The following is a 15,597-nucleotide window of genomic DNA, read 5'->3' on the forward strand; positions in this document are numbered from 1 at the left end:
GTCCGTTATCTCGCGCGCCGTGGCGGGAGTAACAGCAAGACCCGCTGCCAGAGCCCATGCCCACAGTCCCGTGGCTACAGTCGATCTCCCCGAGTTCACGGTCCTGTCCTCATTTTCTGGCCGGTTATTATATCCTTGCAGATATATAGACTAACTGCCCCGGCGCAATCAGCCCCGCAGAGGTTACCTGAAAAGGCAATTCAGGAAACATCTTGAAAACATAAGGATGTTTTTGGTGAAGCTTTTTTCAAAAAGCAAAAAAATGCCGCCTTTTTGAAAAAAAGGCGGCACCCGGAAACGTTTACCGTTCTTGCAAATCCGCCCCTCAGGCCTCGTAAGTGCTCATGTCAGGGCAGGAGCACACAAGGTTGCGATCACCATAGGCATTGTCCAGCCGGTTGACGGGCGACCAGTATTTGCTCGCCGGATGCACCCCGCCGGGCAGGCAGGCGCTCGCGCGGTCATAGGCGCGCGCCCAGTCGGGGTCGGTCAGGTCGCGCACGGTGTGCGGCGCGTGGCGCAGGGGGCTTTCCTCAATGGTCAGTTCGCCTGCGGCAACCGCGCTGATTTCCTTGCGGATGGCAATCATCGCATCACAGAACCGGTCCAGTTCGGCCCGGCTTTCGGACTCGGTCGGCTCGATCATGAACGTGCCTGCAACCGGAAAGCTGACCGTAGGCGCATGAAAGCCGTGGTCAACCAGCCGCTTGGCAATGTCATCGACCGTAACCCCCGTCTCGTCCTTGAGCGGGCGCAGGTCGATAATGCATTCATGCGCCACGCGGCCATTCGCACCCTGATACAGCACCGGGTAGTGACCGGACAGGCGGCTAGCGATGTAATTGGAGTTCAGGATCGCGACCTCGGTAGCGCGTTTCAGCCCCGCATCGCCCATCATGACCATGTACATCCACGAAATGGGCAGCACATCGGCCGAGCCAAAGGGCGCTGCCGAAATGGCATTGGCCTCGCCATTCTGTGGCGCACCCGGCAGGTAGGGTGCGAGATGCGCGCCCACCCCAATCGGCCCCATGCCGGGGCCACCGCCCCCATGAGGGATGCAGAAGGTCTTGTGCAGGTTGAAGTGACTGACATCGCCGCCATACATGCCCGGCTGCGCAAGGCCCACCTGCGCGTTGAGGTTCGCGCCATCCACGTAAACCTGCCCGCCTGCCGCATGCACGAGGTCACAGATCTCGCGCACGTTCTCCTCGAACACGCCATGCGTGGATGGATAGGTAATCATGATCGCGGCCAGCGCATCGGCATGTTTTGCAATCTTGGCCTTCAGGTCCGCGATATCAACATTGCCGTGGCTGTCGCACGCCACCACCACTACCTTCATGCCCGCCATCTGGGCCGAGGCCGGGTTGGTGCCATGCGCCGAGGCCGGGATGAGGCACACGTCACGCGCCATGTCACCACGCGCGCGGTGGTAGCCACGAATGGCCATCAGCCCCGCGAACTCGCCCTGCGCACCAGAATTGGGCTGGAGCGACACCGCCGCATAGCCGCTGATCTGGCACAGCATGCGCTCAAGATCGGTGAACAGCCGGGCATAACCACGCGTCTGGTCCGCTGGCGCAAAGGGATGGATGTTGCAGAATTCGGGCCACGTGATCGGCAGCATCTCCGCCGTGGCGTTGAGCTTCATGGTGCACGAGCCCAGCGGAATCATGGAGCGGTCAAGCGCCAGGTCACGATCGGCCAGGCGGCGCATGTAGCGCAGCATGTCGGTTTCCGACTGACAGGCCGAGAAGATCGGCTGGGCCAGAAGTTCACCCGTGCGCACTAGGCTTGCGGGAATGGCGCTGCCCGGGGTGGCAAGTCCGGCCTCGACCTGCGCGGCGCGCGCCGCATCGCCACTCACGCAGGCCCATAGCGCACGCACCGTATCGGGTGTCGTGGTCTCATCAAGGCTGATGCCCACATGCGCTGCATCGACCCGGCGCAGGTTCATACCCGCATCGAGCGCCCGCGCCATGACCGCATCCGTTTCCGCGCCGGTGTTGAGCGTTACGGTATCAAAGAATGCCTGCGTTACCACCTCGGCGCCAAGCGCACGCAGGCCAGCGGCAAGGATGGTGGCGAGTTTGTGGATGCGCGTGGCAATGGCCTTCAGCCCGACCGGCCCATGATACAGCGCGTACATGGACGACACGATGGCTGGCAGCGCCTGGGCCGTGCAGATGTTCGAGGTCGCCTTCTCGCGGCGGATATGCTGCTCGCGCGTCTGGAGTGCCAGACGGTAGGCAGGCTTGCCGCGTGCATCAATCGACACGCCCACGATGCGGCCGGGAATGTTGCGGCGGAAGGCATCGCGCACCGCCATATAGGCCGCATGCGGGCCACCAGCCCCCATGGGCATGCCGTAGCGCTGCATGGAGCCGACTGCAATATCGGCCCCCAGTGCGCCGGGGCTTTGCAGCAGCATCAGCGCCAGCGGGTCGGCGCACAGCGTGGCGATAGCGCCGGCCGCGTGCAGCTTTTCAATCCACGCGCGCGGGTCACGAACTTCACCTGTCGAACCGGGATACTGGAACACCGCGCCAAATACCGCCTGCGCATCAAGGTCGGTGGCGGGATCACCCACCACCACCTGCCAGCCCAGCGGCTCGGCGCGGGTACGGATGACGGCGATGGTCTGCGGGTGGCAGCCGGCATCGACAAAGAAGGCGCTGGCCTTGCTTTTGGCCACGCGGCGGGCCATGGCCATGGCCTCGGCGGCGGCGGTGCCTTCATCGAGCAGCGAGGCGTTGGCCACGTCCAGCCCGGTCAGTTCGATCACCAGCGTCTGGAAATTGAGCAGCGCTTCAAGCCGCCCCTGGCTGATCTCGGGCTGATAGGGCGTATAGGCGGTGTACCAGGCCGGGTTCTCCAGCACGTTGCGCTGGATCACGCCGGGCAGGATGGTGTCGTAATAGCCCTGGCCGATCAGCGAGGTCAGCACCCGGTTCTCGCTTGCGATGCCGCGCAGCCGGGCCAGCGCCACATGCTCGGGCACGCCAGCGCCAAGACCCATCGCGCCATCAAGGCGGATGGAACCGGGCACGGTCTGGGCCATCAGGATGTCGAGCGTATCCGCGCCCACCACGCGCAGCATGGCCGCCACGTCATTTGCATCGGGGCCAACATGCCGGGCGCAGAACGCCCCGGCATCATCGCCCGTATCTTGCCACAGGGAAGAAGAACCGCAGGAAGAAGACGTCACGGCCAGCATACTCCGTCAAAGGTGGGAACGAGGGAAAAATCAGCCAACCAGCGCGGTGTAGGTGGCGTGGTCCATCAGGCCTTCAAGCTGGGTGGCGTCCGCAATGGTCATGCGCACGATCCAGCCTTCGCCCTCGGGGTCGCGGTTGATGAGGGCCGCGTCATCGGTGAGCGCGTCATTGAAGGCCAGCACGTCGCCCGTGACGGGGGCATAGATGTCGGATGCCGCCTTGACGGATTCGACCACCGCTACGCTATCGCCCTGCTCCACGGTGGTGCCGGGGTCGCGGGCTTCGGAAAACACGATTTCGCCGAGTTCGTTGGCCGCATGCGCCGTGATGCCGACAACGGCCACATTGCCTTCAACGCGCAGCCACTCATGTTCCTTGGTGTAATAGACGGTCATTGTCCGTGCTTCCTTGATGAATATGGGTTTGAAAAAAACAGCGAAAAATCAGCGCCTGAACGTAGCCGCCACGAAAGGCAGCGCCACGACCGACACAGGCAGCAGCCGCCCGCGCACGCTGGCGAACAGCCGCGTGCCCACGCCCGCAAGGTCAGTTGCCACATAGCCCATGGCCACCGGGCCGCCCACGCTGGGGCCAAACGCGCCTGACGTGACACGGCCCGCAGGCACCTCGCCCGCCTCATCGGCAAACAGCGCCACACCACCGCGCACCGGGGCGCGGCCTTCGGCGCGCAGGCCCACACGCCGCCGCGTCGTGCCATCGGCCAACTGGTCGGCCACGACCTGCGCGCCGGGGTAGCCGCCCGCGCGCGCGCCACCGGGCCTGCGGCTTTTCTGGATGGACCATTCAAGCGCGCCTTCCACCGGGGTGGTGGTCAGGTCGATATCCGCGCCATACAGGCACAGGCCCGCTTCAAGCCGCAGGCTGTCACGCGCGCCAAGGCCCGCGGGCGCCACATCGGGCTGGGCCAGCAGGGCGCGGGCCACGGTTTCGGCCCCCTCATTGCCCATGCCGATCTCGTAGCCATCCTCGCCGGTATAGCCCGAGCGCGAAACGATGCAGTTCACGCCCGCAAGGTCCATCTCGGCCACATCCATGAAGCGCATGGCGGTGGCAGCCGGATTGAGCGCGGCGAGTGCCGCCTCGGCTGCGGGGCCCTGCAGCGCGATCAGCGCGCGGCCATCGAGCCGCTCGACGGTGCAGGTTTCGGTCAGAGCTTCATGCACATGGGCAAAATCGGCATCCTTGCACGCGGCATTGACCACGAGCAGCAGCCAGTCGCCCATGTTGGTCACCATCAGGTCATCGCTGATGCCGCCATCATTGGTGGTGAACACGGCGTAGCGCTGGCGGCCGGGCTTGAGCGCTTTAATATCGGCCGGCACCAGCGCCTCGAGCGCTGCCGCCGCATCGGCGATGTTGCCCGAGCGCGGGCGGATACGCACCTGCCCCATATGCGAGACATCGAACAGCCCCGCCTTGCCCCGCGTGTGCAGGTGCTCGGCCATGACGCCTGCGGGGTACTGCACCGGCATGTCATAGCCTGCGAAGGGCACCATGCGGGCGCCGAGTTCGATATGAAGGTCGTAAAGCGGGGTGCGCAGCAGGGGCTGGGTCATGCGGGCTGGGCCTTGTGCGGGTCCGCAGGCGCGCGCGCGGCCCCGCATGCCAGGCACGCGGACGGGCGGGCACGAAACGCGCCAGCGGAACAGGTCGGGGAAAATGCGGAGAACACGGTAACGAACGGCGTAGACATGCGGGACTCCTGTCGAATCCTGATGGATTCCAAGTGCCCCTTCTGTCGCATGTGCCTGAGATCGCTATCCCGTCGGCGGGCATCCGGGTTACGGACACCTCTTTCCAGAAGTCTTGGCCGACCGGTCCTTTGGCCTGAGAGTTTCCGGGGCGGTTGCTCCTTCGGCGCTGGCGCGGGGCCAGTCTCTCCCGTGTCGACAGAGCTGACTTGACATGACCGGATGCGCCAAGTCAATCCATGAAAATGCGCCATGGTTGTGCACACCATGACACCGCCCACCGCAGGCATTACGTTCTGGGCCTGTAACGTAAAAAAGGATGACCCCTTCATGACCAGCCCGCTGACCATCGTGGCCGAATTCCGCATTCCCGCCGAGCACCGTGACCACTTCCTCGAGCTCTGCGCCTATGACAGCGCCCATTCCGTGGCGGATGAAAGCGGCTGCCAGCGCTTTGAGGCCGTCTGCCCGCTCGATGACCCGCAGACCATCATCCTGGTGGAAGTCTATGATGATGAAGCCGCGTTCGAGGCCCATCTCGCCACGCCGCATTTCAAGGTCTTTGAAGTGGCCGTGAAGGAACTGGGCGCGGACCTCGTCAGCCTGCGCAAGACCGCGCGCATCGCGCCCCGGGCCTGATTACCAGCCTGACGGCGCCACAAAAAAAGGCCGGAGGGGACGCACCCCTCCGGCCTTTTTTTAATCTACGCCATATGCTCAGCGCGGCAGGTTCTGCGCGATATAGGGCGGCAGGACGAAGGAGGCGACATGCATCTCCGGCGTCCAGTAGCGCGTGTTCGCAATGCCCGCCTTCCCGGCGCGCGCGCGGATCACGTCAGCGGACTGCCGGCCCGGCACCGTGCCCTTGGCGGCAACACCCAGCGTCATGAACCCGCCCACATAGGTCGGCACGGCAGCGACATAGGCCGAGACGTGATCGAAGAACTGCGCGCGCCGCGCACTGGTGTCGCGCAGTTCATCAGCCTGCATGAACGGCACGCCGCACTGGTTCACGATAATGCCGTTGGCCGTGAGGATGCGCGCGCAGTGGCTGTAGAACGAATCGGTAAACAGCACCTCGCCCACGCCAATCGGGTCGGTGCTGTCGACGATGATGACATCAAACGACCCATCGGGCGCGTTGGTCACGTATTCGATGCCATCGCCCACGATCACCTCGGCGCGGGGGTCGTTCCACGCATCGCCCGCAATGGCGGGCAGGAACTTCTTGGACAGGTCGATGACCTCGCCATCGATCTCGACCATCACGGCCTTTTCCACCGTGCTGTGCTCGAGCACGCGGCGCAGCACGCCGCCATCGCCCGCGCCAATGATCAGCACGCGCTTCGCATCGCCATGCTCGAGCAGCGGCACGTGGGTCAGCATTTCCTGATAGACGAATTCGTCGCGTTCCGTGATCTGGACCACGCCATCAAGCATCAGCACCCGGCCAAGATCGACATTTTCGAACACCGCAATGTCCTGAAACTGGCTTTTGGTGCGTGCCAGCAGCCTATCCACGCTCAGTTCCTGCCGCCAGCCTTCATACAGGCCTTCGCTGATCCACTCACGGGACATGAAAAACCCCCTTTACGTCCTAATCGTGCACATGAAAAAGCACGGGCCGGAAATACATCCGGCCCGCCACTTCGACTTTGATTTACTGAAAGCATGCCAGGGCGCATAAACGCGCCACCCCGGCCACAGCCACTTAAAGCTGCACGCGCCCACGCCGCTGTTCGTCCACCTCGATCCGGCCCGCCTGGAACAGGCGCTGCATGACCGGAATGGCAAGGTGCGGATCGCACGCCCCACACATGAAAATATCCACGGCGGCAAAGTTGCGCTCGGGCCATGTGTGGATCGAGATATGACTTTCCGCCAGCACGACCACGCCCGACACGCCGCCATTGGGCGTGAAGTGATGGAAGTGGCTGTGCAGGATCGTCGCCCCCGCCGTGATGGCGGCATCACATAGGGTACGGTCGATCTGTTCCGGATCATCGAGATTCCGGGCATCCCACAGATCGACAAGAAGGTGCGTTCCCGCAAACTTCATTCCGTCTTTCTCGACGAAATAATCCTTCCGGTCGTCCTCGGACGAAAACGGCGCTGAAGAGATCTGGTTATCGCTCGGGTGTTCCGAGACCATCCCCAGTTGAGCAAGTGCGTTCATCACGTACCCCCAAACCAGTAGACAGCCTGTTGGGCAGAATTGCCCCCTTGGGCCAAGAGAGGCGCTGATAGGGCCTGCGGGCCTTGGGGTGCAAGTGTTTTTCGCAGCCTGCGAAAAGTTTTTTGCACCCACCCCGCAACCATCCGCGCAAAGCGGTGTCTATTTTGCCGGTTTACGCTTCGCTTTTGCCGGTTTTTCTTTCTTTTTCGGGCTTTCGGGCGTTTTGGCGTCCGATGCCACTGTGGCTTTTTTGCCGCGCGGCTTGCGCACTGGCGCGGGCGGCTCTTCCACCGGCACCAGTGGCCTGTGCTCGAGCAGCGGGCGCAGGAATCGCCCGGTATGGCTCTCGGGGGTGGCCGCAACCTGCTCGGGTGTGCCGCAGGCCACGATGCGGCCACCGCCATCGCCGCCCTCCGGCCCCATGTCGATCACCCAGTCGGCGGTCTTGATCACCTCGAGGTTATGCTCGATCACCACCACCGTGTTGCCCTGGTCCACGAGCGCGTGCAGCACCTCGAGCAGCTTGCGCACGTCCTCGGTGTGCAGGCCTGTGGTGGGTTCATCGAGAATGTAGAGCGTGCGGCCCGTGGCCCGGCGCGCCAGCTCCTTCGACAGCTTGACGCGCTGCGCCTCGCCACCCGAAAGGGTTGTGGCCTGCTGGCCAAGGGCAACGTAGCCCAGCCCCACCTTCTGCAATATGGCCAGCCGGTCGCGGATGCGTGGCACGGCGGAGAAATAGGGCAGCGCCTCATCAACCGACATGGCCAGCACGTCGGCTATCGACTTGCCGCGGAACTTCACGTCCAGCGTCTCGCGGTTGTAGCGGGCCCCCTTGCAGGTATCACACGTGACAAACACATCGGGCAGGAAGTGCATCTCGATCTTGAGCACGCCATCACCCTGACACGCCTCGCACCGGCCGCCTTTTACGTTGAACGAGAAGCGGCCCGGCTTGTAGCCGCGCGCCTTGCTCTCGGGCAGTTCGGCAAACCAGTCGCGGATGGGGCCGAACAGGTCGGTATAGGTGGCCGGGTTGGAGCGCGGCGTGCGCCCGATGGGCGACTGGTCGATGTCGATGATCTTGTCGAGCTGGTCCAGCCCGTCGATGCTGGCATAAGGGGCCGGGTTCTGCCCCGAGCCCATCAGCTTGCGTGACAGGGCCTTGTACAGCGTGTCGATCACCAGCGTGGACTTACCGCCACCCGAGACCCCGGTAACGCAGGTGAAGGTGCCCAAGGGGAACTTCGCGGTCACGTCCTTGAGGTTGTTGCCCGTGGCTCCGCGCAGCACCAGTTCGCGCCTGGGGTCAATCTTGCGGCGCTTTGCGGGCACGGGAATGCATTTGCGCCCTGAAAGATACGCCCCGGTCAGGCTGTCCGGGTTTGCTGCGACTTCCTGCGGGGTGCCGGCGGCGACGATGTTGCCACCATTCACGCCCGCGCCCGGCCCCATGTCGATCAGCCAGTCCGCAGCACGGATGGCGTCCTCGTCATGCTCGACGACGATGAGCGTGTTGCCCAGCTTTTTCAGCCGGTCGAGCGTGCCGAGCAGGCGCTCGTTATCGCGCTGGTGCAGGCCGATGGAGGGTTCATCGAGCACATACAGCACGCCCGTCAGCCCCGAGCCGATCTGGCTGGCCAGCCGGATGCGCTGGCTCTCCCCGCCCGAAAGCGTGGCCGACCCGCGTGACAGGGTCAGGTAGTCCAGCCCCACGTCATCAAGAAAGCGCAGCCGGTCGAGGATCTCGCGCAAGATGCGCCGCGCGATCTCGGCGCGCTGGGGCGTGAGTGTCGCCTCCACCGTGCCAAACCATTCCAGCGCCCTGCTGATGGGCATGTCGGATGCCTGGGCGATGTTCAGCCCCGCCACTTTTACCGAGAGCGCCTCGGGCCGCAGGCGCGCGCCATCGCACACATGGCAGGGCTTCTCGGACTGGTAGCGCGAGAGTTCCTCGCGCACCCATACGCTGTCGCTCTCGGCCATGCGGCGGCGCAGGTTTGTCACCACGCCCTCGAACGGCTTGGTCAGGCTGTAGGCGCGGCGGTCGTCGCGGTAGGTGAACTCGATGGGGTCTTTCCCCCCTTCAAGGATCACGTCGCGCACGCCCTCGGGCAGGTCCTCCCACGGGGTATCCATCGACACGCCATAATGTTTGGCAATGGAGGCCAGTGTCTGGGTGTAATACGGGCTCTGGCTGTTGCGCCACGGGGCGATTGCGCCCGCGGCAAGCGAGAGCGATTCGTCGGGCACGATCAGGCGCGGGTCGAAAAAGGTCTCCTGCCCGATGCCATCACAGGCCGGGCATGCGCCCTGCGGGGCGTTGAAGGAGAACAAGCGCGGCTCGACTTCCTCAAGCGTAAAGCCGCTGACCGGGCAGGCGAAGCGTGAGGAGAACACCGTGCGCGGGGCTTCCTCATCTTCTTTCGCGCCCTTCACCACCTCTTCCGCATAGACCAGCCCGTCGGACAGGCCGAGGGCTGTCTCGAAACTGTCGGCCAGGCGGCTTTCAATGCCTTCCTTGACCACGATGCGGTCCACCACGGCCTCGACCGTGTGGCGCAGGCGGCGGTTGAGTTCGGGCACCTCGTCAATGGTGTAGAGCGTGCCGTCCACCTTGGCGCGGGTGAAGCCCTTGCGCTGCAGGTCGGCCAGTTCCTTCTTGCACTCGCCCTTGCGGTCGCGCAGCACCGGGGCGAGCAGCATCAGCCGCGTGCCCTCGGGCATGGCCATGACGCGGTCGACCATCTGGCTGATGGTCTGCGCCTCGATCGGCAGGCCGGTGGCGGGCGAATACGGCACGCCTGCCCGCGCCCAGAGCAGGCGCATGTAGTCATGCACCTCGGTAACCGTGCCAACGGTCGAGCGGGGATTTTTGGATGTGGTCTTCTGCTCGATGGAAATGGCGGGGGACAGCCCCTCGATCGAATCGACGTCGGGCTTGCCCATCAGTTCAAGGAACTGCCGCGCATAGGCCGAGAGGCTCTCGACATAACGGCGCTGGCCCTCGGCATAGACCGTATCGAACGCCAGCGACGACTTGCCCGAGCCGGACAGCCCGGTCATGACCGTCAGCGCATCACGCGGAATGTCCACATCGACATTTTTAAGGTTATGCGCGCGGGCACCGCGCACGCGAATGGACTGCTGGCTGACATGCTGACCCGCCGGAACCTGCCCCGGACGCGAAGAAACGCTCATGAACTCTCCCTGTTCCGATCCCGTAAGGGGTGCGGATGCTGGCCGCGATATCCGGCCCTGTCATATCTGGTCCCGCCGGTCCATTCGGACAAGGGTCATGCCATCATGACGCACGCTCGCATTTTATACGATGATCCTTTAAGATCGCCGCACCTCTATTCACCACGGCGGCCCACGGGCAGCCAGCGTGGCAACCGGCGGGGCCAGCAGGCCACGATCCGCCGGACCCATATTCGAAGGACAGCATATGGCGGGCAGCGTCAACAAGGTCATTCTGGTCGGCAATCTGGGCAAGGACCCCGAAGTGCGGAACAGCCAGAGCGGGGCGAAGATCGTCTCGCTCACCCTGGCCACGAGCGATACATGGAATGACCGCGCCTCAGGCGAGCGGCGCGAGCGCACCGAATGGCACCGGGTCGTGATCTTCAACGAGCGCCTCGGCGACGTGGCCGAGCGCTTTTTGCGCAAGGGCCGCAAGGTCTACCTCGAAGGTACGCTGCAGACACGCAAATGGACCGACCAGAGCGGCCAGGACCGCTACACCACCGAGGTGGTGATCGACCGCTTCCGTGGCGAACTGGTGCTGCTTGACAGCAATCGCGGCGGTGATTCGGGCGGCGGCGATGACATGGGCGGCGGCTACGGCGGTGGTGGCGGTGGCGGTGGCGGCTATAGCGCGCCCGCGCGCAGCCAGCCCCAGCGCAACGAGCGCCCTGCCGGTGGTAGCGGCGGTGGTGGCGGCGGCGGATGGGATGCACCCGCCGGTGGCAGCGATCTGGACGACGAAATTCCGTTCTGAGCCGCCCTGCCCCCTGCGCGGCGCTTCGCGCCGGGGGGCAAGCCGTGCTATGAGAGACGCAGGGATATGATGGCTGCCAACCGCGCCATGCCTGCCTTCCGTTCCACCCCGTGCCCGCATGGCCATGGGGGGATAACCCTGACTGACATGACGGAACTGCCTTGACCGAGATACCCGACGATTCCCTGCCCCCGTCCGACATGCTGCCGGTCACGATCGAGGAGGAAATGCGCTCCTCCTACCTGGCCTATGCCATGTCCGTCATTGTCAGCCGCGCGTTGCCCGATGTGCGCGACGGGCTGAAGCCGGTCCATCGCCGCATCCTGTATTCCATGCGCGAGAGCGGGTTCACACACGACAAGCCCTACCGCAAATCCGCCCGCGCGGTGGGTGACGTGATGGGTAAATACCATCCGCATGGCGACTCCTCGATCTATGACGCCATGGTGCGCATGGCGCAGTCGTGGTCGATGCGGGTGAAACTGATCGACGGGCAGGGCAATTTCGGCTCGGTGGATGGCGATTCGCCTGCCGCCATGCGTTATACCGAGGCCCGCCTGGCCAAGGCCGCCGCCTTCCTGCTTGATGACATCGACCGCGATACCGTCGATTTCCAGCCCAACTATGATGAAAGCGAGCAGGAACCCAAGATCCTGCCTGCCGCCTTCCCCAACCTGCTGGTCAATGGCGCATCGGGCATCGCGGTGGGCATGGCCACCAACATTCCGCCGCACAACCCCACCGAGATCATCGATGCGACGCTGGCGCTCATTGCCCGCCCGGACATGACGCTCGATGACCTGCTTGAATACGTTCCCGGTCCCGACTTCCCCACCGGGGGCACCATTCTGGGCCGCGCAGGCATCCGCAGCGCGTTCGAGACCGGGCGCGGCTCGGTCATCATCCGTGCGAAGGCCGAGATCGAGGAGATCCGCAAGGACCGCAAGGCCATCATCGTCACCGAGATTCCATACCAGGTGAACAAGGCCACGTTGCAGGAGCGCATTGCGGACCTCGTGCGCACCAAGCAGGTGGAAGGCATTTCCGACATCCGCGACGAGAGCGACCGCTCGGGCATGCGCATCGTTATCGAGATCAAGCGCGAGGCGACGCCGGAGGTGGTGCTCAACCAGCTCTACCGCTTCACGCAGCTCCAGACCTCGTTTGGCGTGAATATGCTGGCCCTTGATGGCGGCCAGCCGCGCCTGATGGGGCTGAAGGACGTGCTCGAAGCGTTCATCCGCTTCCGCGAGGACGTGATCCTGCGCCGCGCGCGCTTTGACCTCAACAAGGCCCGCGACCGCGCCCATCTGCTGGTCGGCCTGGTCATTGCAGTCGCCAACATCGATGCCGTGATCGCGCTGATCCGCTCGGCCCCCGACACGGCCGCCGCCCGCGCCGCCCTGATGGCGCGCGCATGGGATGCGGCCGACGTGGCCCCCCTGCTCGAACTCATCCACGATGAAGGCAATGTCATCGTGGACGGCAGGGTGCACCTGACCGAGGCGCAGGCCCGTGGCATCCTTGAGCTGCGCCTGCAACGCCTGACCGGGCTGGAACGCGACAAGATCCAGAGCGAACTCTCGGAAGTGGCGGTCAAGATCAACGAGCTGCTGGAGATCATCGCCAGCCGCCCGCGCCGCATGGAGGTGATGTGCACGGAACTCGCCACCATCCGCGCCGAACTCGCCACCCCGCGCGCCACCGACATTGCCGATTACGCTGGCGACCAGACCGATGAAAGCCTGATCGAACCCGGCCAGATGGTTGTCACCATCACGCGCGAGGGCTTCATCAAGCGCACGCCGCTTGATGTGTTCCGCGCCCAGAACCGCGGAGGCCGTGGCCGCACGGCGGCAGGGCGCCGGGGTGATGACATCATCGTCCGCTCGTTCAACGCGCATACGCACCAGTGGGTTCTGTTCTTCTCATCGGGCGGCAAGGCCTACCGCGAGAAGGTCTGGCGCCTGCCCGAGGCCAGCCCCACCGCCAAGGGCCGTGCGCTGGTCAACCTGCTGCCCGACCTGGGCAGCGATACGATTACCGCAGTCCTGCCCCTGCCGCAGGATGAGGAGCTGTGGGAGAACCTGCACCTCGTCTTCGCCACGGCCTCAGGCAGCGTGCGGCGCAACCGGCTGAGCGATTTCCGCAACATCCGCTCGTCCGGCCTGATCGCCATGAAGCTCGATGAGGACGACCGCCTGATCGGCGTCGCCACCTGCCGCGAAGGGCAGGACGTGTTCCTCGGCACACGCAATGCGCGCTGCATCCGCTTCCAGATCACCGATGACACGCTGCGCGTGTTTGCCGGGCGTGGCAGCTCGGGCGTGCGCGGCATAAAGCTGGCCGAGGGCGACAGCGTGAACAGCCTGTGCGTGCTCAACCATGTCGAGGCCACGGTGGAGGAACGCGCCGCCTACCTGCGCATGGCCAATGCCCGCCGCCGCGCTGAAGCGGCTGCCAATGGCGAGGAAGCCGAGGAGGTCATTGCACATGATGACAGCGAAGCCGCCGAAGACCTGCCCCTGACCCCCGAGCGCTTTGCCGAACTCGAAGCGGCGGAAGAAGTGCTGCTGATCGTGAGCAACGCGGGCTTTGGTCGCCGGTCTTCCGCCTATGACTACCGCGTGAGCGGGCGTGGCGGGCAGGGCATCAACAACATGACCTTCTCGGCCAACAAGCGCGGCAACGCGGTGGTGGCCACCCTGCCGGTGCTGGAAGGCACGGATGTCATGCTGGTGACCGATGCGGGCCGCCTGATCCGCCTGCCAATTGCGCAGGTGCGCATCATGTCGCGCCAGGCCAGCGGTGTGACCCTGTTCCGCCTGAACGATACGGAAGAGGTGACCAGCGTCTTCCCCGTGATGGATGATGGCGAGGAAGGCGAGGACGGTGAAGCCACCGATAACGCCGCCCCTGATGCAGGCCACGATGACTGAGGCCCCCGCCCGCACCGGGTTCTATCCGGGCACGTTCGATCCCGTGACCTGCGGGCACATGGATATTATCGAACGGGCTGCGGGGCTGATGGACCGGCTGGTGATCGGGGTGGCCGAAAACCCCGACAAGCACCCGCTCCTGCCACTCGAGGAGCGGATCATGTGCCTGCGCACCGATATCGCCCCGCTCAATGCGGGGCGGGCCATGCCCATTACCGTTGTCGGTTTTACGGGGCTGGTGGTGCATGCGGCGCGTACGCATGGGGCACATGCAATCATTCGCGGGCTGCGGGCGGTTGCGGATTTCGAATACGAGAACCAGATGTTCGGTATGAACCAGCACATGGCCCCGGACATTGACACGCTGTTCCTCATGGCGCGCGAGGGGCACCAGTACGTCTCCTCGCGGCTGGTCAAGGAAATAGCGAAGCTGGATGGGGACATTTCCGGTTTTGTCCCTCCCTTTACGCGCAGGCACATCCTGAGCCGCCTGCGCGGCTGACGGGCCGGGACCGCGCCCCGCGCGGCCCTGCCCTCCCACACCCCTATTTACGAAACGGATCACGATGTCTGCTACAGAAAACAAATCCGACCTGATCAACGTCGATCTCAAGACAGGACGGGTGGTGATCCGCCTGCGTCCCGACATTGCGCCGCTGGCGGCAGAGCGCATCCGCACGCTGGCGGCGGAAGGGTTTTACGACAACACGCCTTTCCACCGCGTGATCCATGGCTTCATGGCGCAGGGCGGCGACCCCACGGGCACGGGCACCTCGGGCAGCAAGCTGCCGGACCTGAAGGCCGAGTTCACCAACAAGGCGAAGTTCGAGCGCGGCACGGTGGGCATGGCCCGCACCATGAACCCCGATAGCGCGAACAGCCAGTTCTTCATCATGTTCGAGCCCTCGCCGCACCTTGATGGCCAGTACACCATCGTGGGCCAGGTGATTGAAGGCATGGACCATATCGACCAGATCAAGCGCGGCGCGGGCCAGAGCGGCATGGTGCAGGACCCCGACCGCATCATCAAGATGCGCCCGGCCGACGCCGAGGCCTGATTGGCCACCTGCCGGGCGGCGCACCCTGCCGACGCCCGGCACCCCTGTGGGCGTGCATAAACGGCACGCGCAGGTTGACACTCCCGCCGTGGATGTTTAGAGACCTGCCCAAGGCGCCATGCCCCGGTCTGACCGGCTGGCTGGCCCCTTGATGAACAGGTCATGTGAGCCGGTAGCTCAGTCGGTAGAGCATTCGACTTTTAATCGAATGGTCGTGGGTTCGAATCCCACCCGGCTCACCAGACCCCTTCCCCTCTCCTACTTTTTATGGTCTCCGCGTCCCTGCCGCTGCCCGTTGCGCAGCGTGAGCGGTTGTTGTTCGTGCATCCTTTCGCGAACGCGCGGTGCTGCGCCATTATTCCCATAAAATCTCGATATAACCGCCATGGACCGCCCCGGCCTGTGGTGATGTGTCGTGGCCAGGCGCGGGCTTCCCTGGGCCATGATGGCCAGGGAAAAGCGCGCTTTCAGGCGGTTTTATATTCGCTTTAATA

The 15,597-nt window shown here is 64.4% G+C and carries 12 protein-coding genes, 1 tRNA gene and 1 riboswitch; of the genes, 6 read left to right on the forward strand and 7 right to left on the reverse strand.

Features of this window, described 5'->3' with window-relative positions; translation table 11 throughout:
• Positions 1-325 precede the first annotated feature (325 nt).
• The 4 genes from gcvP to R5N89_RS11395 are packed head-to-tail and all read right to left on the reverse strand — an operon-like array spanning position 326 to position 4,935.
• Positions 326-3,220: an aminomethyl-transferring glycine dehydrogenase gene (gene gcvP / locus R5N89_RS11380; protein ID WP_110569412.1), complete on the reverse strand. Its 2,895-nt coding sequence runs from the start codon at positions 3,218-3,220 to the stop codon at positions 326-328.
• Between the two features lie 30 nt (positions 3,221-3,250).
• Complete coding sequence (gene gcvH, locus R5N89_RS11385; RefSeq protein WP_110569413.1) at positions 3,251-3,616, reverse strand: glycine cleavage system protein GcvH; 366 nt, start codon at positions 3,614-3,616, stop codon at positions 3,251-3,253.
• Between the two features lie 48 nt (positions 3,617-3,664).
• Positions 3,665-4,798 (reverse strand): glycine cleavage system aminomethyltransferase GcvT, encoded by a 1,134-nt coding sequence (gcvT, locus tag R5N89_RS11390; RefSeq protein WP_110569414.1) that lies wholly within the window; start codon positions 4,796-4,798, stop codon positions 3,665-3,667.
• On the reverse strand, positions 4,795-4,935 hold the full coding sequence (locus R5N89_RS11395; RefSeq protein ID WP_167400883.1) for a hypothetical protein: 141 nt from the start codon (positions 4,933-4,935) through the stop codon (positions 4,795-4,797). Before R5N89_RS11395 ends, gcvT begins: the two co-directional genes overlap by 4 nt.
• A gap of 112 nt (positions 4,936-5,047) precedes the next feature.
• Positions 5,048-5,137: riboswitch (glycine riboswitch) on the reverse strand.
• Between the two features lie 48 nt (positions 5,138-5,185).
• Here R5N89_RS11395 and R5N89_RS11400 point away from each other — a divergent pair.
• The gene (locus tag R5N89_RS11400) at positions 5,186-5,572 is read left to right on the forward strand and encodes an antibiotic biosynthesis monooxygenase family protein (RefSeq protein WP_408887029.1); all 387 of its coding nucleotides are present in this window, start codon (positions 5,186-5,188) and stop codon (positions 5,570-5,572) included.
• A 78-nt stretch (positions 5,573-5,650) separates the two neighbouring features.
• Here the strand turns inward: R5N89_RS11400 and speE are convergent, their stop codons facing one another.
• The 3 genes from speE to uvrA form a co-directional block, all read right to left on the reverse strand.
• Positions 5,651-6,511: a polyamine aminopropyltransferase gene (gene speE, locus R5N89_RS11405; protein ID WP_110569416.1), complete on the reverse strand. Its 861-nt coding sequence runs from the start codon at positions 6,509-6,511 to the stop codon at positions 5,651-5,653.
• A gap of 133 nt (positions 6,512-6,644) precedes the next feature.
• Positions 6,645-7,109, reverse strand: a complete 465-nt coding sequence (speD, locus tag R5N89_RS11410) for an adenosylmethionine decarboxylase (protein WP_110569417.1) — start codon at positions 7,107-7,109, stop codon at positions 6,645-6,647.
• A gap of 159 nt (positions 7,110-7,268) precedes the next feature.
• Positions 7,269-10,307, reverse strand: coding sequence for an excinuclease ABC subunit UvrA (uvrA, locus tag R5N89_RS11415; RefSeq protein WP_110569418.1), 3,039 nt, complete (start codon positions 10,305-10,307; stop codon positions 7,269-7,271).
• Positions 10,308-10,554: 247 nt separating this feature from the next.
• On the opposite strand from uvrA, the gene ssb reads away from it, so the two are divergent.
• The 5 genes from ssb to R5N89_RS11440 all read left to right on the forward strand — a co-directional run bounded on the left by ssb (position 10,555) and on the right by R5N89_RS11440 (position 15,345).
• A complete protein-coding gene (gene ssb / locus R5N89_RS11420) occupies positions 10,555-11,106 on the forward strand; it encodes a single-stranded DNA-binding protein (RefSeq protein ID WP_110569419.1) in 552 nt (183 codons plus the stop codon).
• 161 nt (positions 11,107-11,267) lie between these two features.
• Entirely contained in the window at positions 11,268-14,045 is a 2,778-nt protein-coding gene (gene gyrA / locus R5N89_RS11425; protein WP_110569420.1) for a DNA gyrase subunit A, read from the forward strand.
• Positions 14,038-14,547, forward strand: a complete 510-nt coding sequence (gene coaD / locus R5N89_RS11430; RefSeq protein ID WP_110569498.1) for a pantetheine-phosphate adenylyltransferase — start codon at positions 14,038-14,040, stop codon at positions 14,545-14,547. Before gyrA ends, coaD begins: the two co-directional genes overlap by 8 nt.
• A 64-nt stretch (positions 14,548-14,611) precedes the next feature.
• Entirely contained in the window at positions 14,612-15,103 is a 492-nt protein-coding gene (locus tag R5N89_RS11435; protein ID WP_061274494.1) for a peptidylprolyl isomerase, read from the forward strand.
• Positions 15,104-15,269: 166 nt separating this feature from the next.
• Positions 15,270-15,345, forward strand: a tRNA-Lys gene (locus R5N89_RS11440).
• The last annotated feature ends 252 nt before the right edge of the window (positions 15,346-15,597 follow it).

The sequence above is a fragment of the Komagataeibacter sucrofermentans DSM 15973 genome, from assembly GCF_040581405.1.
In the GTDB taxonomy this organism is placed as follows: domain Bacteria; phylum Pseudomonadota; class Alphaproteobacteria; order Acetobacterales; family Acetobacteraceae; genus Komagataeibacter; species Komagataeibacter sucrofermentans.